Raw genomic sequence first — 20,476 nt, forward strand, 5'->3', positions numbered from 1 at the left:
TCTCCTGCCGGTTCTCCTGCGGCGCAGGCCCGGGTCTCCGTCGCCGCGGCGCCGTTCGAACGCTTCCCGGCCCGGCCTCGGGGCCGATTTCAGGGTTCGGCCAGGGTCATCCCGACTGCCGCTGCGGCGGCCCGGCGGTCACCATTGACTCATGACTGATCACGAGCACGCCGCGACGGGTCCGGGACCCGGCCCCGGCCCGCGGCCCGCTGCGGGCACCGGGCCGTCGGATGCCGCGCCCGCCGCGACGGAGACGGCCGCGACGGGGGCCGGCGCCGCCGGCGCCGGTGCGGAGGCCGTCGACGCGGCCTCCCCGCGGTTCCGGCGCGACCGCCGGCACAAGATGATCGCGGGCGTGTGCGCGGGGCTCGGGCGCCACACCGACCTGGACCCGGTGATCTTCCGCATCACCCTGGCCGTGCTGGCCGCGACCGGCGGCATCGGCCTCCTCTTCTACGGCTTCGCCTGGCTCTTCGTGCCGTACGAGGACGACGAGGAGAACGAGGTCCGCAAGCTGCTGACCGGCCGGGTCGACGGGCAGGCCCTGGCGGCCGTGCTGTTCGCGCTGATCGGCTGCGGGGTGCTGCTGACCATGATCGGGAACGGCCAGGTGCTGGCGTTCGCCGTCGTCCTCTCCCTGCTGCTGGCCGGTGCCGGGTACTGGTCGCGGCGGCGCGGCGCCCCCGACCCCGACCCGCTGTCCGCCCAGGCCGTCGCCGACGCCCCGCCGGAGGCCCAGGCACCGCCGATCCAGATCTCGTACCCCTCGTGGTGGCGCGACCCGATCGTCAAGGACGGCACGCATGTCGGAGGTACCGGCTATCTGTGGGGCCCGGGCGACGCCCGCGGCCGGGACGCCCCGGGACTCGACTTCCGGCTGAGCACCCCGTGGGTCCACGGCCAGGACACCCGCGCCCGGCAGAGCCCGCCCCCGAAGCCGCGCGGACCGCGCTGGATCGGCGGCTGGATCTTCCTGTTCGCTCTGGTGGCGGGCGGCCTGGGCACGGGCCTGACGTGGGACACGCACCCGCTGGGCACCAGCCTGCAGACCGGTCTGGCCTGCGCGCTGATCGTGTTCGGGCTGGGGACGGCACTCAGCTCGTTCCTGGGGCGCACGGGGGCCGGCTCGCTGTTCCTGGCACTGCTCACGGCGGCCCTGCTGGCGGTCGCGACGGCCCTGCCGTCCGACATCAGCACCCACTGGAGGCGGATGTCCTGGACCCCGGCCACGGCGGCGGAGGTGTCGGCGGCCTACGACCTCGGGACGGGCGTGGCCACGCTGGACCTGACACACATACGCATCGCCGAGGGGCAGACGGTGTCGACATCGGCCGAGGTGGGCGCCGGGCAGCTGAAGATCGTCGTGCCGACGGACGCGACCGTGCGGATGAGCATCGACGTGGGGGTGGGCGACATCCAGTTGCCGGGGGACGACAAGAAGGACGTGGACGTGGAGCCGGGCAAGCACAAGGACGTGACGCTGCCGCCGACGAGCGGAGCGAAGAACGCGGGGACGCTGGACCTGGATCTCCAGGTCGGCGCGGGACAGGTGGAGGTGACCCGTGCTGCGGCATGAGTTCCAGCCCGGACGGCTGGTCGTCGGTGTCTTCCTGACGGCGGCGGGGATCGCCTACGCCGGAGACGCGGGCGGCTGGTGGGACACCGAGTGGTTCGCGGTCATCCCGGTGATGGTGGCCGGCCTCTTCCTGGCAGGGGTGACCGCGGCCCTGACCCGGGCGATACGCAGGCGCCGCGGTACACCGGAAAGCTAGGAGCCGAGCCGGACGCCGGCATGATCCAAACGACAGGCCCTAGAGGCCCAGTGAGGCCCGTGCGGAGCGGTGTCGGCGTCGGGCGCGGAGCATCGCGTCCAGGGAGAGGTAGGGGGCGCCGGCGAGGACCAGGGGCAGCCAGGCCATCAGGTAGGCGAGGTCGTTGCCGTAGTAGTACGGGGAGTTGGCCCAGCTGATGGTCAGCCAGAGGCTGAGCGAGATCAGCGCGCCGCCGAGCGCGGCCAGGCGGGCCAGGAGGCCGAAGAGGGTGCCGAGGCCCACGGCCAGCTCGCCGATGGCGATCGCGGTGCCGAAGCCGACGGGGTTCTTCAGGGCCAGGTCGACCAGGGCCGGGATCGCGGCGGAGTCACGGACCGCGCGCATGGTGTCGCCGATGGACCCGGACCCGCCGGATTTCAGGAAGGCGCTGTCGGTCAGCTTGTCCAGGCCGGCGTAGATGAAGGTGACGCCCAGGAAGATCCGCAAGGGAAGGAGGGCGTACCGGGTGGCGGTGTCCCGCAGTCCGCGGTCGCCGTCGAGATACGGGGGGTGCGTGTCCGAACGAATGCCGTGAGTCATCGCCAGTAGCCGCCTCTCGCCGCTGTGCCCAGGCCCCTCAACAGACCATACGTACGACAACCCCGGCCCGCTCAACCCTCTCCCGGACGTTTTTCCGAATTTCGGCCGGACCCAGACACCAGGGAAGGGGGAGAAAGGAGGGCAAGAAGGGTCAGAAGTGGACTCGACCGGTTCCGGTCCGGGAGGCCCGAAGAGGTGACGGGGGGACGACGGAGACGGGCGATCCGTCACCCCCGGCGGTTCAGCCACTCACGGGGGGTGTCGGGTCGTCGGCGGCTCAGTCGCGACAGGGCGTCGGCTCGTCGGCCGGTCCGGTCACTCCGTCACCTCGACCGCGCACCGGTTGGTCGCCACTCCGGCCGCCGTCACCACCTGGACCTCGACCCAGCCGGGCTCCACGTCGGCCGGGACCGGGACGGTGAGGACGTGGTCCGTGGGGTTGCTGAAGCCGCCGGTGACGGGGACCAGGGGGACGTGGACGTTGACGGCGCCGATACGGACGACCATGCGGGAGAGGCGGTCGGCGGTCTGGGCGCCGGGCGGGACGAAGCCGGTGCCGCGGATCTCGATGTCGTCGCCGGTGCGGATCGGAGCGTCCAGGTCACCGGCCTCGCGGGCCCGGACGACGGAGAGGATCACCGGGCGGCCGCCCTCGGCGTACTTGCCGGCAAGGTAGGTCGCGGCGGAGATCAGGACCACCGTCGCGAGGCCCCAGGGCAGGTCGGGGAGCTGGTCGGGGCGGCGGGCGAGCCGTACGGCGGCGAAGAGCAGGGCGACGGCGCTGATGACGACGTACTGGATGTCGGCGAAGGTGCCGCGGCCGGCGTCGTCGGTGAGCAGGTCGGCGGCGCGGGGGCGGTGGGCGCGCACCTTCTGCAGACGCTGGCCCACGATGCGCAGGCCGACCACCCGGCGCACCAGGACCGCGATGCCGCAGACCACGGCGAGGACGGTCACCGCACCGGCGCCACGGGCAAGGTCGAGACCGGAGATGAGGGCGTCACGTTCGGCGGGAGAGGAGGCGGCGGCCAGGCGGCCGGCCAGGACGAGGACGGCATACACGACGAACAGGACCCAGGAGGCGGCGACGGTGCGGGAGGTGGACATGCGGTTGTCCTCGCCGATGACGGGGGCGAGCACTCCGCCGCGAGAGCGGTGGAACCAGGAGGCGGCGGTGAGAGCGAGGGCCACGACCAGGGCGGCGAGCAGTCCGGCGGTGCGGGCGCTGGTCCAGCCCGCGCCGATGGCGGTGAGGGACTGGGTGAGGAGCATGATCACGACGGCTGCCCAGACGGTGCACGCGGTGCGCAGCCAGAGGCGGGCGAGCCAGGCCTCGCCCTCGGCGCGGCCGCGTTCGGCAACCGCCTCGGCGGACTGGGTGAGTTCCTCGGACACCCACTGGCGGGAGGCGGAGGCCGAATGGGCCACGGCCGCGGGCAGCCCCTGCCCGGCCGCGAACTCGTCGCGTTTGAGGAGGAATTCGGCGACCGCCCGCCGGTGCCCCTCGCGTGCCCCGTGCGGACAGTCCCCGCACGCGCAGCCACCCCCGTGGACACCCGAACCGGTGCCCTGCCTCGCCTCCTGCACCGCCACGCCCGACGCCCGCCTTCCCCACGCCCGGGGCACGCCGCGCAGGGCCCTCCCCGGGGCCCGACGACGCCGTGCAACTCCCTTGTGTCGAGAGCGAATTGTGCCCTACGCCACGCCATTCGCGAGCAGCAGGTTGGTCACGACGAGTGAAGGTACGGCAGACGTGTTGACCCGACTGCGAGAATTTCCCCATGGCCGAGATCATCCAGCGGGACGGGACCTGGGCCTTCGACGGCAGCACGGTCCGGATCACGCCTGGACGCCACCGTTCCGTGCCGCTGTTCCGGCAGACCTACGGCGAGATCGCCGTACCCCTGGAAGCGGTGTCCGGGGTGGTGTACGAGCCGGAGCGCAAGCGGGGGCGGCTGAGGATGCGGCTGCGCGAGGGAGCGGACCCGTTGTTGCAGGCGACGGGCGGGCGGTTGCCGGAGGCGGCAGATCCGTACCGGCTGACGGTGGACGGGGACCGGTCCGGGGTGGCCGAGTACGTCGCGGCGGAGATCCGGCAGTCGCTGCTGCTGGACCAGGTCCCGAAGGAGCCGACGAAGACGTATCTGCTGCCGGGGCCGCCGGTGCCGGTGTCGGTGCGGTCGTCGGACGGCACGGTGTCGTTCGACGGTACGCAGGTGCGCGTCGACTGGGCCGACACCTCCGACCGGGTCAAGCGGGCCACCGGGCCCCGGATCATCGGCGTCGGCGATCTGGTGCAGGTGGAGTGGCTGCCCAACTCCGGTCACGAGGACGGCTTCCTGCGGTTCGTGACCCGGGAGACGGTGTTCTCGAAGCTGCCGGCCGAGCGCGACCCGTACGCCCTCGACCTGTGGGGCAGCGTCCGCCGCGACCTGCTGACGGCGCTGGTCGCGGCGGCGGTCACGGCCCGGCTGCCGCATCCGTCGACCCGGCCGGGCACGGAGTACACCGACCGGGACCGGCCCGCGGTGCCGGTGCCGCGCCGGCCGGCCGACCACCACGACGTCCTGCTGCGCCGGCTCCGGGAGCTGGGCGAACTGCACCGGGACGGGGTGCTCACGGACGAGGAGTTCGCGCTGACGAAGGCAGCGGTGCTGCGGAGCTTCTGAGCCGGCGGTTCGACAGCGCCCCGTAAGGGGCGCCGGGGGTACCCCAGCCGAAGGCTGGGGGAGGAACTGCGCGACCAGCCACGACGGCGCCGCAGACGAACAGATCGCGGCCCTTCCAGCGGAGCGCCTAGCTGAGCAGGTCCGGTTCGCTGCGGCTGATGTCCTGCCACAGGGGCTGGTAGTTGATCCAGGCCACCAGGTCGCCGCCGAGCTGTTCCCGGGTGGCGACGGCGAGCTTGTGGTCGATGAGCAGCGGGCGGCCGGCCGCCTTCGCGGTCAGCTGGACCTGCGCGGACCGCTCCATGGAGAGGAACCACCAGGCGGCCGCGTCCACCGAGTCGCCGACGGTCAGCAGCCCGTGGTTGCGCAGCACCAGCGCCTTGCGGGAGCCGAGGGCGGCGGCGATGCGGCTGCCCTCCTCGGCGTCGACGGCGACGCCGGTGTAGGAGTCGTAGAGGGCGTGGTCCTCGTAGAAGGCGCAGCTCTCCTGGCTGATCGGGTCGAGCAGGTCACCGAGGGCGGACAGGGCGCGGCCGTGCACGGAGTGGCAGTGAGCGACGGCGACGACGTCCGGGCGGGCCGCGTGCACCTGGACGTGGACGGTGAAGGCGGCCTGGTTGACGTGGTAGCGGCCCTCGATCACCTGGCCGTCCTGGTTGGCCAGGACCAGGTCGCCGACGGTGACGTGCTTGAACGGCATGCCGAACGGGTTGACCCAGAAGCAGTTCGAGTATTCGGGGTCGCGGGTGGTGATGTGCCCCGACACCCCGTCCTCCAGTCCGGCCCGGCCGAAGATCCGCAGCGCGCCGGCGAGCCGCTCCTTGCGATGCCGGCGCTCGTCGTCGAGCGAGTCGTACATCGGCGGCATCGCGAACTGAAGCTGGTCGGTGGGCAGCGGAAGGGGCGGGGTCGGCCCGTGCATAGGTCCTCCAGCACTGGGTTTGTGTTACGGCCGGAAGTTACCGCCGGTCAGTGCAGGAAAACAGAGCTGTTCTGTAAAGATGACGCGCGCGAGCAGATCGCGACAGAAGATGTCGGGATTCGACGGCTCAGTGGCCCGTACGGCACACGTCGAAGAGGCGGCACCGCCGGAGCCGTGCCATCTCTTCCTCAGCTTCTTCTTCCGCACCGGGCGCGATCGGACGCGCCCGGGACTACTCCCACTCGATGGTGCCCGGCGGCTTCGAGGTGACGTCGAGGACGACCCGGTTGACGTCCCGGACCTCGTTGGTGATCCGGGTGGAGATCTTCGCGAGGGCCTCGTACGGCAGGCGGGACCAGTCGGCCGTCATGGCGTCCTCGGAGGAGACCGGGCGCAGGACGATCGGGTGGCCGTAGGTGCGGCCGTCGCCCTGGACGCCGACGCTGCGGACGTCCGCGAGCAGGACCACCGGGCACTGCCAGATGTCGCGGTCGAGGCCGGCCGCGGTCAGCTCCTCGCGGGCGATCGCGTCGGCCTCGCGGAGCAGGTCCAGGCGCTCCTTGGTGACCTCGCCGACGATCCGGATGCCGAGACCCGGACCCGGGAACGGCTGGCGCTGGACGATCTCCTCCGGCAGGCCGAGCTCCTGGCCGACCATCCGGACCTCGTCCTTGAACAGCTTGCGGAGCGGCTCGATCAGCTTGAACTCAAGGTCTTCCGGCAGGCCGCCGACGTTGTGGTGCGACTTGATGTTCGCGGTGCCGGTGCCGCCGCCGGACTCCACGACGTCCGGGTAGAGGGTGCCCTGGACCAGGAACTCCACGGCCGGGCCGGCGTCGGCGATGATCTCGGCCTGGGCCTGCTCGAAGACCCGGATGAACTCGCGGCCGATGATCTTCCGCTTCTGCTCCGGGTCGGAGACGCCGGCGAGGGCGTCGAGGAAGCGGGCCTCCGCGTCGACGACCTTCAGCTGGACGCCGGTCGCGGCCACGAAGTCCTTCTCGACCTGCTCGGTCTCGCCCTTGCGCATCAGGCCGTGGTCGACGTACACGCAGGTCAGCTGGGAGCCGATGGCCTTCTGGACGAGGGCCGCGGCCACCGCGGAGTCGACGCCGCCGGACAGGCCGCAGATGGCGCGCTTGTCGCCGACCAGCTCGCGGATCGCGGCGACCTGCTCGTCGATGACGTTGCCGGTGGTCCAGGTGGGCTTCAGGCCCGCGCCCCGGTAGAGGAAGTGCTCCAGGACCTGCTGGCCGTGCGTGGAGTGCATGACCTCGGGGTGGTACTGGACGCCGTAGAGCTTCTTCTCGTCGTTCTCGAAGGCGGCGACCGGGACGACGTCCGTGGACGCGCTGACGGTGAAGCCCTCGGGGGCGGCGGAGCAGGCGTCGCCGTGCGACATCCACACGTGCTGCTCGGCGGGGGTGCCCTCGAACAGGGTGGAGGCCGTCTTGGAGACGTGCAGGTCGGTACGGCCGTACTCGCGGGCGCCGGTGTTGTCGACGGTGCCGCCGAGGACCTGCGCCATCAGCTGGAAGCCGTAGCACATGCCGAAGACGGGGACGCCGGCCTCGAAGAGCTCGCGGTCCAGGCGGGGGGCGCCCTCCTCGTACACGGACGAGGGGCCGCCGGAGAGGATGATCGCCGCCGGGTTCTTGGCGAGCATCTCGGCGACCGGCATGGTGCTGGGCACGATCTCGCTGTAGACCCGGGCCTCGCGGACGCGGCGGGCGATGAGCTGGGCGTACTGCGCGCCGAAGTCGACGACCAGGACGGTGTCGGGAGCGGCGGCAGCGGGAGTCGCTGATGACACGGGGTGCCTTCCGGCGGTCGGGCGGGGGTCTGTGTCACCGATTCTAACGTTGCGGCTGTCGGGCACCTCGCCGTACGCCGGGAGCTCCGCCCCCGGACCCCCGGTCCGCCGGGACGGTTCTGTGGCATACTCGCCCCCATGCTCACCCAGACGACCTTCCTCTTTACCTATGGCAACCGGCCCACCGGCTGCCATGGTCGTGCTGCTTGAGCTACTGACAAGCGACTTCCCCAGGCGCCCCGGGCCGACAAGGTCCGGGGCGCCTGGTGTTTCTCCGGATCCTGTCGCTTCGGGGCGCCGCACCCCTTCCGACGAGGAGCCCCCATGAACGCGATCGACGTGACCGGTGCCCGTACCCCCGAGGCCGCCGAGGTGATCAGCGGTGCGCGGGAGCGCATCGACGCGCTCGACGACCGGATCATCGGCCTGATCCAGGAACGGATGGCCGTCTCCGCCGTTGTCCAGGAGGCACGGATCACCTCCGGCGGCCGCCGGGTGAACCTCTCCCGGGAGATGGAGATCCTCGGCCACTACAGCACGGCGCTCGGCAAGCCCGGCACCGCCCTCGCCATGACGCTCCTGGAGCTGTGCCGGGGTCGCATCTGAGTCGGGCGGATCTGAGTTCGGGGTCCTTCTCACCCGTACGGCGCGTGACCGGCCCGCGAACCGCTTCGTTGGTGGGGTGTCCGTGTCAGCCAGGGGCGGGCCCGAAAGAACCACGCGTGGCTTCGCTGGGGCGATGAGGCGTACGGAACGTGCCGTGCGTCGTGGGACCTCGCTCCAGTCAAGTGACCGGACGGCAGGGGACAGCAGCCCGGTCACCCAAGAGACGGCCGGCTCCGGGGACGCCCGGGGCCGACCGGCGGAAAATTGCAAAAATGCACAAGGGCTGGGTCAAACGGTTGCGGAGGCCGCGTACATCCAGCACGATGCGTAGAAGGCCCGCAAGGGTCTTCGGAGTTCCCAAGTCCCAGTTCAGGCAACGGAATTGCCGTGTGCCGACCGTCCGTCGAAGGTCGAGACCTGCCGTACGCCCCGAGCGCGCCGGGGCGCCGACCCGAGGCTCGGACGGTGGTACAGGGCGCAGAGACCAGCGGCGCAACCCCCCGGCGCCGCTTCCAGGCACCGACGCTGCCCTGACGTCGGTGCTGACGAAAGAAGGGCCCCGCGGCTCCGACCCGCGGGGCCCTTCGCCTGTCTGCACACAAAGCCGCAGAAAGTCGCAGAAAGTTACGTACGGCTGACCGTGCCGCAGGCCTCCTGCTTGCCGATGTCGCGGCTGCGGTCGTACGGGTCGATGGACGGGCCGCTCGGGGCGGCGCTGCCGGTCGGGGCCTGGGACGGGAACTGCGGGTGCAGATAGCCGTCGTTGATGTCGCAGGCCGAGTTGCCGGCGTCCTCGTCGTAGCGCAGGAGGGTCAGCCGGCCGGGAGTGACCTGGTACCGCGTGGGGTCGGGGAGTTCGGCGTCGATCACGCGGCGCACGATCGTGCGGGTGACCTCGGTGGAACCGCCGGCGCGGACGACCGGGTAGACGAAGGTGTAGTCGGCGTGCACGGCCACGCCCCCGAACTTGCCCTTCGCGAAGGTGATCCGGCCGCGCACCTTGACGACCTTCCCGGCCTGCTTCACGTCCTTCGGGTCGAAGCGGCTGAAGAGGAACAGCGGGTCGTGGGTCTTGCTCGGGCTGCGCAGCGAGGTCTCGAGGTTGTCGAGCACGTCGGGCTGCTTGGGGTCGAGCACCGAGAGGGCGGCCCCGGGACGGCCGCCGGCCACCACGTCGGGGCTGAGGTTGGCGTCGACCAGCAGCTTCCTGGTCTGCTGGAGGGCCAGTTCGACGCGGTCCTTCGGGATGGCGCCGAGCGCGGTGGCCTTCGGCAGCACGATGCCGGCCGCGCCGTCGGCCCAGCGCAGCGCCGGGGAACCGGCGAACGGACGGGCGAGCGTGGGTGTGCCGGGGGCGGCCGCGGAGGGCGCGGCGGTCGGCGTGGTGGTCTCGGCGGGCAGGGGCGTGGTGGCGGTGTCCGTGCCGGCGGTCGAGCCGAAGGGATCGCCGGGGATCAGGGAGGGCCGCATCGCCACGACGGCCACGGCGATCGCCAGCGGAACGCCGATGACCGCCCATGCTCTGCGGCGGCGGGCGGCCCGCCCGTTCATCTCCTGCCAGGCGGGCCCGGTCCGCCACCCCTCGGGCTCCCCCTTGCGCCCCTTGAGCCGCTCGGTCACCTCGCGGGCACGTGCGGAGGGCTCCTTGGGGGCGGACTTGCGGATGTCCCGTTCGGTGTCCTGGAGGAACTGCTCCCACACCTCGTCGGATATGGAGGAGGACGACGGCTCGTCCCCCGACGATTCTTCGGACCGTCTGTCAGACATGACACTCTCTCGCTCGGCCGTTCGACGGGGGCGAGAATAGCCTTGGAATCGGCTGTGTCCATGCCATGCCCGGCAATTGGTATCGAGCGGCGGCGCCCCCGAGATCGAGTGACCTACGCCACATGGAGATGTGTGAATGTGGAGGCAACCATTCACACGACTTGCCGGTCACATCAGCGGAACCAGCGGTGACATCCATCCACCGCAGCTGATGCACGGGGGTCCTCATGAAGCTTCGCCGGGTCATGGCCGCGGCGGCCGTCACGGCCGTCATCGCGCCGGTCGCCCTGCTGTCCGCGCCGGCCGCGTTCGCGGACGAGTCGCCGTCGGCGTCGGAGACGTCGGAGAGCGCACCGAGCGAGATACCGAGCGACACGGCCTCGGCCTCGCCGTCCGACTCCGTCGCGCCGAGCGACAGCGCGTCGGCGTCCGAGTCCGCGCCGGCCTCCGCCTCGCCCAGCGACAGCGCGAGCACCGGCGCATCGGCGTCGGCATCGGCGTCCTCCTCTGCCGAGCCGTCCGAGTCGGCCGAGCCCAGCGAGGACCCGTCCGACCCGGACGTGCCGTACTGCGAGGACCTCGACGAGAACTTCGGCGACGCCAAGGTGTCCGCCGACATCAAGGGCCTGCCCGGCAAGATCGTCGCGGGCGACGGCTTCCACGGCTTCGAGCTGGTCGTGACGAACGAGTCCAAGACGGATGTCGAGGGCGTCGCCTTCTACGCCGAGATCGAGAACTACGAGCTCGACGAGTCGAAGTACCTCAGCCCGTACGTCGACCTGGAGTTCAAGAACCCCGACACCGGTTCCTGGGACCGGATCGGCAGCGACGACTGGGCCGGCGACTACTTCTTCTACGTGCCGAAGCTGAAGTCCGGCGCGAGCAAGTCGGTCGACCTGCGGGTCTCCATCGACGCCAAGGCGCCCGCCGGTGACGCCTACTCCTTCGGCTCCGGCGCCTACCTCGACAAGGTCGACGGCCAGGACTGCATCGCCGAGGGCTGGGCCCAGTACGACTTCACGGTCCTCAAGGCCGGCTCGTCCAACCCGGACCCGGGTACGGCCACGCCGAGCGACGACGGCGGCAAGGACTCCGTGAAGAAGCCGCAGGGCAACGTCTCCGACCTGCCCACCGGCAACCTCGCCGACACCGGCTCCAGCTCGGCGCTCCCGGTCATCGGCCTGGTCGGCGGGGTCGCCGTCGTGGTCGGCGCCGGCGCGGTGGTCCTGGTACGGCGGCGGAAGGCAGGCACGGGCACGGACGCCTGAGCCGCACAGAGCAAGGTCGCGCGAACCGTCGTAAGGCGGCGGTCGCGCACCGATCGAAGAGGGACCTGGGCTCGGAGGGGGGCACAGGTCCCTCTTCGGTGTCCGGCCACTTCTTCGGCTTACCTTGTCGGCCTGCTTCTCGGGCCTACTTCTTCGGCGGTACGGCCGGAATCCCGAGGAACGGCAGCCGCAGCGCGCCGAAGGCCTCGGCCGGGACCGCCGGACGGAGCGGCTCGACCGGCCGGAGGCGTTCGTACGGCTCGCCCTGCCGCGGCCGCGGGTCCGTCTCGCCCTTGTTGGGCCAGTACGACATCGCGCGCTCGGCCTGCGCCGTGATGGTGAGGGACGGGTTCACACCGAGGTTCGCCGAGACCGCGGCGCCGTCCACGACCGAGATGCCCGGGTGGCCGTAGAGCCGGTGGTACGGGTCGATGACCCCGGTCTCGCGCGAGTCGCCGATGGGGCAGCCGCCGAGGAAGTGGGCGGTGAGCGGGGTGCCCATCAGCTCGCCGACGTTGCTGCCGGCGAAGCCGTTGATCTCCTCGGCGAGCACGGTGGCCGCCTCCGAAGCTGCCTTGATCTGCTTGGGGTTGGGGGCGCCGTGGCCCTGCCGAGCGGTGAGCAGGCCCTTGCCGACGCCGTCCGGTTTCAGGTACGTCGTCAGGGAGTTGTCCAGCGACTGCATGACCAGGCCGATGATGGTCCGCTCCGACCAGCGCCGGTTGGAGAGCGAGCGCAGCACCAGGAGGGGGTGGCGGGCCGCGTTCGCCAGCCAGCCGAGGACGCGGGAGGAGCCCTCCGCGTACGGGACCTGGAGGATCGACAGGCCGCCCATCGCGTTGGAGCCCTTGCCGTAGCGGACCGGCTCGATGTGCGTGTTCTCGTCCGGGTGGACGGAGGACGTGATCGCGACGCCCCGGGTGAAGTCGGCCTTGGGCGTGCCGTGTGCCTTGCGGTAGCGGCGGTTGTCGGTCTGGGCGCCGACCAGGGCCTCGGAGTTGGTGCGGGTGAGGTCACCCAGACGGTCGGAGAGGTACGGCAGTTGACCGCCGGCCTTCATGCGGTGCAGAAGGGTCTGGGTGCCGTAGGTGCCGGCGGCGATGACGACCCGGCGGGCCTTGAGGACACGGCCCTCGGCCTTCTTCCGGTCGTCCGTGGGCAGGGTCGCGACGGCGTAGCCGCCCTGCGAGTCGTCGGTGACGGAGACGACCGTCGTCATCGGGTGCACCACCGCGCCCGCCTGCTCGGCGAGGTGGAGGTAGTTCTCGTTGAGGGTGTTCTTCGCGCCGTGCCGGCAGCCGGTCATGCACTCGCCGCACTCGGTGCAGGCGTTGCGGGCGGGGCCCGCGCCGCCGAAGTAGGGGTCGGTGACCTGGTCGCCGGGGGCCGCCTTCGCCTCGCCGTCGGCGTCCTTGCCGTCGCCGAAGAAGACGCCGACCGGGGCGAGGTGGAAGGTGTCGCCGACGCCCATGCGTTGCGCCGCCGCCTTCAGGTGCACGTCGGACGGGGTCATCGTCGGGTTGAGCCGTACGCCGAGCATGCGCTGCGCCTGGTCGTAGTACGGCTTCAGCTCGTCCTGCCAGTCCGTGATGTCACGCCACTGGGGGTCGTCGAAGAAGGGCTTCGGCGGGACGTAGAGGGTGTTGGCGTAGTTGAGCGAGCCGCCGCCGACGCCCGCGCCGGCCAGCACCATGACGTTGCCGAGGAGGTGGATGCGCTGGATGCCGTAGCAGCCGAGCTGCGGGGCCCAGAGGTAGTTCTTGATGTCCCAGGAGTTCTTGGGGAGGGCTTCTCGGGTGAAGCGGCGGCCGGCTTCCAGGACGCCTACGGTGTAGCCCTTTTCTGTCAGGCGCAGGGCGGTTACCGATCCGCCGAATCCTGATCCGACGACTATGACGTCGTAGTCGTAGGTGTCCTGGGGCACGGGTGCTCCTCGTTGAGTTTCGCGTGCGGGCCGTGTGTGGTTGATCGCGCAGTTCCCCGCGCCCCCGAAAAAGACGGGTCGGCTATCGCAGCCTCAGTGCCTTCATCACCCGGAGGCTGGTGCTCATGAAGGCCGCGTACTTCTCGTCGTCCATGCCCAGTGAGGGGGCCATGGGAAGGAGCCTCTGCTGTGCCACGGTCTGCGCCTCCGTGTACTTGAGGATGCCCTCCGAGCCGTGTCGGCGGCCCAGGCCCGAGTCCTTCATGCCGCCCATCGGGGACTGGACGCTGCCGTAGGCGGGGGCGTAGCCCTCGTTGACGTTCACGGTGCCGGTGCGCAGGCGGGCGGCGACGGCGCGGCCGCGGCTGCCGTTCTTCGTCCAGACCGAGGAATTGAGGCCGTACGGCGTGCCGTTGGCGTGCTCGACGGCCTCGTCCTCCGTCTTGAAACGGTAGATCGAGACGACCGGGCCGAAGGTCTCCTCCGTGCAGACGGCCATCGCGTCCTCGACACCGTCGAGGATGGTGGGCTCGTAGAAGTAGGGGCCGATGTCCGGGCGGGCGGTACCGCCGGCGACGACGGTCGCGCCCTTCTCCACGGCCTCGTCGACATGCCGGGTGACGGTCTCCAGCTGCCGTTCCCCGACCAGGGACCCCATGTCGGCGCCGTAGGCGAGGGACCTGCCGAGGCGCATGGCCTTGGTGCGGGCGGCGAACCGCTCGACGAAGGCGTCGGCGATCGACTCGTGGACGTACAACCGCTCGATGGAGATGCAGAGCTGTCCGGCGGAGGAGAAGCAGGCGCGGACCGCGCCGGCGGCCGCCTTCTCGATGTCGGCGTCGTCCAGGACCAGCATGGCGTTCTTGCCGCCGAGTTCGAGGGAGACGCCGACCAGGCGGGCCGCCGCGCCCTGCGCGACCTCGCGCCCGGTACGGGTGGAGCCGGTGAAGGAGACGTAGTCGGCGTGCCGGACGACCTCGGGGCCGACGACCGGGCCCTCGCCGAGGACGACCTGGAAGACGTCGGCGGGCAGCCCCGCCTCGATGAGGAGATCGCGGGCCCACAGGGCGGTCAGGCAGGTCTCGGTGTCCGGCTTCATGACGACCGCGTTGCCCGCGGCGAAGGCGGGGAGCGCGTCGCCGACGGAGAGTTCGAGGGGGTAGTTCCAGGGGGCTATCTGGCCGACCACGCCCCGCGGGTGACGCAGTTCGGTCACGCGGGTGAGGGTGGGCATGGCGCCCGCGTGCCGCTTGGGGCGGAGGTAGGCGGGGGCCTTGCGGCCGTAGTGCCGGGCGGCGACCGCGACGGCCTGCACCTCTTCGTGGGCGTGCAGGCGGGCCTTGCCGGTCTCCAGCTGGATGAGGTCGAGGACCTCGGCCTGGCGGGCCAGGATCAGGTCGTGGAAGCGGAGCAGGACGGCGGCGCGCTGCCGTACCGGCACCTTCGCCCACACGGCCTGCGCGGCGCGGGCCGCGTCGAAGGCCTTGGCCACGTCCTCGGGGGTGGACTCGGGCAGGTCGGCCAGCTTCTCGCCGGTGAAGGGCGTGTGGTTGGCCGTACGTCCGGAGCCGGCGACGCCCTTGGTGAGCTGGGCGACCACCTCGGGCGTGACCACGTCGGCAGCGGTTCGAGCCCCTGCGGGGGCGGGGGCGAGCGGGTTCGTGCCGGTGGGGGCCGGTGCGTGGGCCGGGGCCTGCGAGTCCGTCATGAGCCGCAGGGTATTCGGGAGCGGGGCCTTTGGGTACCCGTGGGTAACTCGGTTTCACGGACCGCACACACACCGCCAGTGATCACTGGCAGAGAATGTGCTGATCAGGAGGTTGGACGGGGACGATCAGCGCCGGTCAGCCGCGTTCCGGTTTTTTGGCGAGGAGCAGGCCGAGGGCGGCGAGCGGGGTGAGGCGGCGGGGTTCGGGGGCCGTCGGGGGCGGGACAGCGGCGGCGGGGATGGCCGAGGCGGGAGCGGACGGGACGGGCGCGGACGGGACGGGCGCGGACGGGACGGGGGCCGGGGGCGCGGTCGCCCACTCCGGCAGGCTCACGCCGGCGGCCCCGGCCAGCGCCTCGGCGACGTCGGCGGCCGCCGGCCGGGCGTCCGGTTCGGGGGCGCGCAGTCGCTGCAGCAGCGGGCCGAGGGGCCCCTCGGTGCTCTCCGTGACCGCACGGAGCAGGGCACCCAGGGACCACAGGTCGGAGGCGGGCCCGGCGCCGCGCCCCGCACCGCACTCCGGAGCCACGAAGTCGCCGCCGCACGGCTCCTGCTGCGCCGCGCCGATGCCGAAGTCGGTGACGACGACGCGCTCGCCGCCGGCTTCGAGGAGGACGTTGGAGGGCCTGAGGTCGCGGTGGACGATGCCGACGCAGTGGGCGGCGTGCAGGGCACCGAGGACGGCCAGCCCGATCCGGGCGGCCTCGGCGGACGGCAACGGGCCGCGGGCGGCGAGGGCGGCCTGCAGCGACTCCCCCGTCACCAGCTCCATGACGATCCAGGGGCGTTCGCCGTCCAGGAGTACGTCGTGGATGGCGACGGCGGCCGGATGGTCGACGCGGGCGGCGGCGCGGGCCTCGTGCAGCAGCCGGTGCGCGGCCCGTTGCCGCTCCTCGTCCGCAGGCTCACCGGTCAGACGCAGCTCCTTGACGGCGACGTACCGAGCGTCAGGGCGGTCCGCCGAGCCCGGACGATCCGCCGGGTCCCGGCCGTCCAGCGAGTCCCGGCCGTCCAGCGCGCCCTGACCGCCGCGCACGCCCTGACCGTCCCGCGCGACCTGCTCGTCACGGGCGCGCCACACCGTGCTGGTGGGCCCGGAGCCGATGCGCTCGGCGAGCCGATAGCGCCCGCCGATCAGACGCCCCTCGACCGGCTGTTCGCCGTCTTCACTCATGTCACATGAGTACCTTGCGCACCATGCCCTTGTCGAAGCGGCGCGGTCAGAGGTCCGCCGGCCGCGGGCCCCTTCCTGTGGAAGTGCCCACGGCTGCCCCACGGCTGCCCCACGGCCGTCCCATGTCGGTGCGTGTCAGGCCGAGTTGGCCGTGAACGTGTCCACCGCGACATCGAAGTACTCCCGCGCCTCCCGCACCTTCCCGACCGGCGCCGACACCCACACGTCGTACATCTGCCCGCTCTCCTCCCAGCAGATGTCGTAGGTGTGCCGCGGTCCCTCCGTCGCGCTGAAGCCCTTCCAGGTGAACTCCCAGAACGCGGCGGGGTGTCCGGAGTGGGTGGTGTCCGTGACCCGGCCGTCGTGGTACCCGGGGTTGGTGCTCGGCCCGTCGGCCGCCGCCCGCCGCATCACCCCGCCCGGTCCGCCCGTCTGCGGCTCGGAGACCTTGATGCCGAGCCGGAAGGTCTGCCCCGGCGACATGTAGAAGACGCGCTCGCCCTGCGGGTCGCGGGTGAAGCCCTCCGGTACGGCGAGGGCGAAACCGGCCGGGTCCCGCGCGAGGCGGTAGCCGGAGGGCGCGGTGCTGGAGTGGGCGGTGGGGGGCGGCAGGGCGGTCGAGGAGGGGGTGAGGGTGGCGGAGGGCAGGGCGGTCGCGGGGAGCCCGGTGGGCGAGGCGGTCGCCGGGTGCGAGGCGGAGACGGCCGTCGTACCCCCGGGGCCCGGGGTGGTGCCGCCCCCGCCGCCGTTGAACAGCAGCGTGGCCGCCGACACGCCCGCCCCGGTCATCGCGGCGACGAGCAGCGCGGCGACCAGCACCCCGCGCGTGGAGGTGGGCCGGGGCGGCCCGGCCGGTTCCGGGGCCGGAGCCGACGGCAACGGAACGTCCCGCTGGGTCGGCGTGTACGACGCCGCGCCCGCGCCCTGCGTCGTACCGGCGTCCGCCACGGTCCCCGTCTCCAGGAACCCGCGCAGCATCCGCTCGGCCTCCGCCGCGCCCAGCCGCCGCTCGGGATCCCGCTCCAGCAGCCCCCGTACGACCGGCAGCAGCGGCTCGGCCTGGGCAGGTGGCCGGATCTCGTCGGAGACCACGGCGTGCAGGATCCCGCCGAGCGAGTCGCGCCGGAACGGCGACTCGCCGCTGAGCGCCGCGCACAGCAGCGCGCCCAGCGACCACAGGTCGGCCGCCGGGCCGGACCGCGAGCCGGACATCCGCTCTGGCGCGGTGTACTCGGGCGAGCCGACGAACGAACCGGTCTCGGTGAGCGTGGTGGCGCCCGCGACCTGGGCGATGCCGAAGTCGGTGAGCACGACACGCCCGGTGGCCGCCTCGACGAGCACGTTCGCCGGTTTGATGTCCCGGTGCAGCACCCCCGCCCCGTGCGCCGCCCGGACCGCGCTCAGCAGGGCGATCCCGATCCGCGCGGCCTCACCGACGTCCACCGGCCCGCTCCGCGAGATCCGGTCGGCGAGCGAACCGCCGTCGATCAACTCCATGACGATGTAAGGCCGTCCGCCGTCCTCGACCACGTCGTGCACGACGATGATGTGCGGGTGGTGCAACTGGGCGACGGCCTGCGCCTCACGCAGGGTGCGTTCGCGGCGCAGCCGGGCGTCGTCGTCCGAACGGGAGTCGTCGACGGTGAGCTCCTTGACGGCGACCTGCCGTCCCAGTAACTGGTCGGTCGCCCGCCATACGACACCCATCCCACCCCGCCCGAGCCGCGTTCCCAGGCGATAACGCCCCGCGATCAGACGGACGGCGTCCCCGTCGGTCCCCATGGCCCCATGATGCCGCACCGGACGGACCCCTTCCGGCGCGGTGACCGGCCAAGTGCGCCGCCACCCGACTTCAGGGGCGATTGTTTTCAGCCATGACCGGTTTCAAAACGGACGCAAAGCATGGCAAACAGCAAGATCATACGCCCCATAAAAGGTGAATCGGACGACTGGAATCATGCTGTCAAGTGAATCATGGAAGCCTTATCTTTCCTTTATGGGAAACACATTGAAGCGCCTTTCCGTAACGGGTGTCGCGGCGGTGGCGATATTCGCCGCGGGCACGGTCACCAATGCCAGCGCGGCGAGCGGCGGAGCCGCGTGCTCGGTGACGGGCGCCACGGGGAGTCTCACGTTCACCAACTGGTCAGCCCACTACGTGGACATCAGCGGTTGGATCAAGGACACCGCCGCCGATGGCCACCATGTGGCCATTCGCCTCGTTTCCATAGACGACAGCACTGGATACGTCACGGAGTGGGGCTGGCATTCCGAATACGACGGGAACGACCAGAAAAGCAGCTTCACCACTTACGCGGCGCCCTCGGGTGATTCGCTCGACTACATCGGCGCGCAGGTGGCGGTCATAGAAGGAAGCACGATAGTCCGTTCCTGCACCGACTACGCCTGAGCCTTCGCGGAGGGCGGCCGAGCGCGCCGCCGCCCCGGGAAGGACGGCGGCGCGCTGTTCCACTCGGGTCAGCCCTCCTGGAAGCCCCGCAGGATCACCTCGAACTGCTTGCTGGTGGTGTCCCAGTCGTCGGCCGGCGAGGCCGCGTAGATGGCGTACTCGGTGCCGGCGCTGTTCATGTACCCGACGTCGATCGCGTGGTAGGGCCCCGGGAAGTAGTGGGGCGCGTCCTTGGCCAGCGCGTTCCAGGTGTACTCCCAGCGGACGCCCGGCTGGTCCCGGAAGAGCTCCTGCTTGAGGCTCAGCTTCTTGTAGTCGAGCAGCCGGTCCGAGACCCGTTGGTCCAGGTCCTTCATGTGCTCGTACGAGGTGCTGAAGTCCGGCGCGGTGTCGACGGCGACCCGTACGAGGTGCTTGCCCTTGTCGGGCGAGTAGTCGACCTGCTGGAGGCCGTCCTGGTCGATGGAGACAGACCGCTTCCACCCCTTGGGCAAGGAGATACTGAAGCCCACCGGGTCCTTGCGCCGCTCCCAGCCGGCGGGAACCGCCCCCTGACCGCCCCCGTCGCTCGGCGAAGCACTGGCGCCGGCACTGGCACCCGGAGTCGACGAGGCGGAGACGGAGCCGCCGGGGCTGTCCGTGCCGAACTGCTGCAGCGCGACCGCGACGCCCCCGCCGCCGACCGCCGCGAGGGCGACGACCAGGGCGAACGTACGCAGGCGGAACCGCTTCGCGGGCGCGGGCACGGGCACGGGCCCGACCGTCACCGGCGGATACGGCGTGCCGGCGGCCGACTGCACCCGGGTACCGGTACCGGTCCCCATCCCCGTGATGTCGTACCCCGACCGCCCCGTCGGCACATACGCCTGCGCCCCGCTCGGCCGTCGTCCCTCCGCCGCCTCGGCGAGCATCTGCTCCAGTTCCTCGGGGCCGGGCCGCTCGGCCGGTTCCTTGCGCAGCAGCCCGGTGATGACCGGTTCCAGCGGGCCCGCGCTGAACGGCTCGGCGGCCTCGTCCTCGACGACCGCCTGCATGGTGGTCAGCGGCGAGGTGCGGCGGAACGGCGAGCGCCCCTCCACCGCCGTGTACAGCGTGGCGCCCAGCGCCCACAGGTCGGAGGAGGGACCCGGATCGTGCCCGCGCACGCGCTCCGGCGCGAGATAGTCGACGGATCCCACGACCTCGCCGGTACGGGTGATGGTCGTGTCGCCCTCGATCTGCGCGATGCCGAAGTCGGTGAGCAGGACCCGGCCGTCACGGCCGAGCAGCACGTTGCCCGGCTTGACGTCCCGGTGCAGCACTCCGGCGCTGTGCGCGGCGCGCAGCGCGCGCAGCACCCACAGCCCGATCCGCGCGGCCTCCCGCGGCTCGATGCGCCCCTGCTCCTTGACCGCGTCTGCCAGCGAGTAGCCCTCGACCAGCTCCATGACGATCCACGGGCGGCCGTCGTGTTCGAGTACGTCGTGGACGGTGACGACGGCGGAGTGGTTGATGCGCGCCGCGGCCCGGGCCTCGGCCCGGGTGCGGGCCAGCAGGATGGGCTGGTCGCTCTCGGAAACGTAGAGCGCGGCCGTCAACTCCTTGATGGCGACCGCCCGGTGCAGCACCTCGTCGTGGGCGCGCCACACCCGGCCCATGCCGCCGCTGCCGATGATGTCGGCCAGCCGGTAGCGGCCCGCGATGAGCAGGCCCTGCATCTGATTCACGTTGCCCCGCAATGCTCTTGTCAGGGCCAGACTAAGGACCGGCCTGCGGTCATGGAACGGGTGGGGTCCCACGGAGACAGCACTGTGACGGTTTTCGCTTTCGGCACCGGATGTGAACGCGATCCCCGCGCCTGAAATGGAACCAACCGTCCCTGAAC

At 71.7% G+C, this 20,476-nt stretch carries 16 protein-coding genes; 6 read left to right on the forward strand and 10 right to left on the reverse strand.

Annotated features, from left to right (window positions below; genetic code table 11):
* Window positions 1-151 precede the first annotated feature (151 nt).
* Entirely contained in the window at window positions 152-1,576 is a 1,425-nt protein-coding gene (locus tag SSP29_RS05810; protein WP_089099355.1) for a PspC domain-containing protein, read from the forward strand.
* On the forward strand, window positions 1,563-1,772 hold the full coding sequence (locus SSP29_RS05815; RefSeq protein ID WP_089099356.1) for a hypothetical protein: 210 nt from the start codon (window positions 1,563-1,565) through the stop codon (window positions 1,770-1,772). The genes SSP29_RS05810 and SSP29_RS05815 overlap by 14 nt, the downstream gene beginning before the upstream one ends.
* A 39-nt stretch (window positions 1,773-1,811) precedes the next feature.
* On the opposite strand, the gene SSP29_RS05820 is transcribed toward SSP29_RS05815, so the two are convergent.
* Complete coding sequence (locus SSP29_RS05820) at window positions 1,812-2,351, reverse strand: DoxX family protein (protein ID WP_089099357.1); 540 nt, start codon at window positions 2,349-2,351, stop codon at window positions 1,812-1,814.
* A 315-nt stretch (window positions 2,352-2,666) separates the two neighbouring features.
* Window positions 2,667-3,944 (reverse strand): hypothetical protein, encoded by a 1,278-nt coding sequence (locus tag SSP29_RS05825; protein WP_089099358.1) that lies wholly within the window; start codon window positions 3,942-3,944, stop codon window positions 2,667-2,669.
* 188 nt (window positions 3,945-4,132) lie between these two features.
* Between SSP29_RS05825 and SSP29_RS05830 the strand changes: the two genes are divergently transcribed.
* Window positions 4,133-5,020 carry a DUF4429 domain-containing protein gene (locus SSP29_RS05830; RefSeq protein ID WP_089099359.1) on the forward strand — a complete coding sequence of 296 codons (888 nt, stop codon included), beginning with the start codon at window positions 4,133-4,135 and terminating at the stop codon, window positions 5,018-5,020.
* Window positions 5,021-5,147: 127 nt separating this feature from the next.
* Here SSP29_RS05830 and SSP29_RS05835 read toward each other — a convergent pair whose 3' ends face one another.
* Window positions 5,148-5,942: a class II aldolase/adducin family protein gene (locus SSP29_RS05835; protein WP_089099360.1), complete on the reverse strand. Its 795-nt coding sequence runs from the start codon at window positions 5,940-5,942 to the stop codon at window positions 5,148-5,150.
* Between the two features lie 232 nt (window positions 5,943-6,174).
* Window positions 6,175-7,755 carry a glutamine-hydrolyzing GMP synthase gene (gene guaA / locus SSP29_RS05840; RefSeq protein ID WP_089099361.1) on the reverse strand — a complete coding sequence of 527 codons (1,581 nt, stop codon included), beginning with the start codon at window positions 7,753-7,755 and terminating at the stop codon, window positions 6,175-6,177.
* 324 nt (window positions 7,756-8,079) lie between these two features.
* On the opposite strand from guaA, the gene SSP29_RS05845 reads away from it, so the two are divergent.
* The gene (locus SSP29_RS05845; protein ID WP_089099362.1) at window positions 8,080-8,361 is read left to right on the forward strand and encodes a chorismate mutase; all 282 of its coding nucleotides are present in this window, start codon (window positions 8,080-8,082) and stop codon (window positions 8,359-8,361) included.
* Between the two features lie 624 nt (window positions 8,362-8,985).
* Here the strand turns inward: SSP29_RS05845 and SSP29_RS05850 are convergent.
* Entirely contained in the window at window positions 8,986-10,128 is a 1,143-nt protein-coding gene (locus tag SSP29_RS05850) for a lipase chaperone (protein WP_089099363.1), read from the reverse strand.
* 227 nt (window positions 10,129-10,355) lie between these two features.
* On the opposite strand from SSP29_RS05850, the gene SSP29_RS05855 reads away from it, so the two are divergent.
* Window positions 10,356-11,396 carry an LAETG motif-containing sortase-dependent surface protein gene (locus SSP29_RS05855; RefSeq protein WP_089099364.1) on the forward strand — a complete coding sequence of 347 codons (1,041 nt, stop codon included), beginning with the start codon at window positions 10,356-10,358 and terminating at the stop codon, window positions 11,394-11,396.
* Between the two features lie 145 nt (window positions 11,397-11,541).
* Here SSP29_RS05855 and SSP29_RS05860 read toward each other — a convergent pair whose 3' ends face one another.
* The 4 genes from SSP29_RS05860 to SSP29_RS05875 all read right to left on the reverse strand — a co-directional run bounded on the left by SSP29_RS05860 (window position 11,542) and on the right by SSP29_RS05875 (window position 17,984).
* The gene (locus SSP29_RS05860) at window positions 11,542-13,320 is read right to left on the reverse strand and encodes a GMC family oxidoreductase N-terminal domain-containing protein (protein WP_089099365.1); all 1,779 of its coding nucleotides are present in this window, start codon (window positions 13,318-13,320) and stop codon (window positions 11,542-11,544) included.
* 82 nt (window positions 13,321-13,402) lie between these two features.
* On the reverse strand, window positions 13,403-15,028 hold the full coding sequence (locus tag SSP29_RS05865; protein ID WP_089099366.1) for a succinic semialdehyde dehydrogenase: 1,626 nt from the start codon (window positions 15,026-15,028) through the stop codon (window positions 13,403-13,405).
* A gap of 136 nt (window positions 15,029-15,164) precedes the next feature.
* Window positions 15,165-16,202: a serine/threonine-protein kinase gene (locus tag SSP29_RS05870; RefSeq protein ID WP_089099367.1), complete on the reverse strand. Its 1,038-nt coding sequence runs from the start codon at window positions 16,200-16,202 to the stop codon at window positions 15,165-15,167.
* Between the two features lie 135 nt (window positions 16,203-16,337).
* The gene (locus SSP29_RS05875) at window positions 16,338-17,984 is read right to left on the reverse strand and encodes a serine/threonine-protein kinase (protein ID WP_089099368.1); all 1,647 of its coding nucleotides are present in this window, start codon (window positions 17,982-17,984) and stop codon (window positions 16,338-16,340) included.
* A gap of 214 nt (window positions 17,985-18,198) precedes the next feature.
* Here SSP29_RS05875 and SSP29_RS05880 point away from each other — a divergent pair, with 214 nt between their 5' ends.
* Window positions 18,199-18,612, forward strand: coding sequence for a hypothetical protein (locus tag SSP29_RS05880; protein WP_145968856.1), 414 nt, complete (start codon window positions 18,199-18,201; stop codon window positions 18,610-18,612).
* Window positions 18,613-18,680: 68 nt separating this feature from the next.
* Here the strand turns inward: SSP29_RS05880 and SSP29_RS05885 are convergent, their stop codons facing one another.
* Window positions 18,681-20,309: a serine/threonine-protein kinase gene (locus tag SSP29_RS05885; protein ID WP_089099370.1), complete on the reverse strand. Its 1,629-nt coding sequence runs from the start codon at window positions 20,307-20,309 to the stop codon at window positions 18,681-18,683.
* Window positions 20,310-20,476 lie beyond the last annotated feature (167 nt).

Source organism: Streptomyces hyaluromycini, assembly GCF_002217755.1.
GTDB lineage: Bacteria > Actinomycetota > Actinomycetes > Streptomycetales > Streptomycetaceae > Streptomyces > Streptomyces hyaluromycini.

Excerpts from the sequence above, each read along its gene's own strand:
- SSP29_RS05875 (WP_089099368.1), bottom strand. The coding sequence starts at position 17,984 with ATGGGGACCGACGGGGACGCCGTCCGTCTGATCGCGGGGCGTTATCGC.
- SSP29_RS05835 (WP_089099360.1), bottom strand. The coding sequence starts at position 5,942 with ATGCACGGGCCGACCCCGCCCCTTCCGCTGCCCACCGACCAGCTTCAG.
- SSP29_RS05820 (WP_089099357.1), bottom strand. The coding sequence starts at position 2,351 with ATGACTCACGGCATTCGTTCGGACACGCACCCCCCGTATCTCGACGGC.
- SSP29_RS05870 (WP_089099367.1), bottom strand. The coding sequence starts at position 16,202 with ATGAGTGAAGACGGCGAACAGCCGGTCGAGGGGCGTCTGATCGGCGGG.
- SSP29_RS05855 (WP_089099364.1), top strand. The coding sequence starts at position 10,356 with ATGAAGCTTCGCCGGGTCATGGCCGCGGCGGCCGTCACGGCCGTCATC.
- SSP29_RS05845 (WP_089099362.1), top strand. The coding sequence starts at position 8,080 with ATGAACGCGATCGACGTGACCGGTGCCCGTACCCCCGAGGCCGCCGAG.
- SSP29_RS05885 (WP_089099370.1), bottom strand. The coding sequence starts at position 20,309 with ATGCAGGGCCTGCTCATCGCGGGCCGCTACCGGCTGGCCGACATCATC.
- SSP29_RS05830 (WP_089099359.1), top strand. The coding sequence starts at position 4,133 with ATGGCCGAGATCATCCAGCGGGACGGGACCTGGGCCTTCGACGGCAGC.
- SSP29_RS05850 (WP_089099363.1), bottom strand. The coding sequence starts at position 10,128 with ATGTCTGACAGACGGTCCGAAGAATCGTCGGGGGACGAGCCGTCGTCC.
- SSP29_RS05810 (WP_089099355.1), top strand. The coding sequence starts at position 152 with ATGACTGATCACGAGCACGCCGCGACGGGTCCGGGACCCGGCCCCGGC.
- SSP29_RS05865 (WP_089099366.1), bottom strand. The coding sequence starts at position 15,028 with ATGACGGACTCGCAGGCCCCGGCCCACGCACCGGCCCCCACCGGCACG.
- SSP29_RS05880 (WP_145968856.1), top strand. The coding sequence starts at position 18,199 with ATGGGAAACACATTGAAGCGCCTTTCCGTAACGGGTGTCGCGGCGGTG.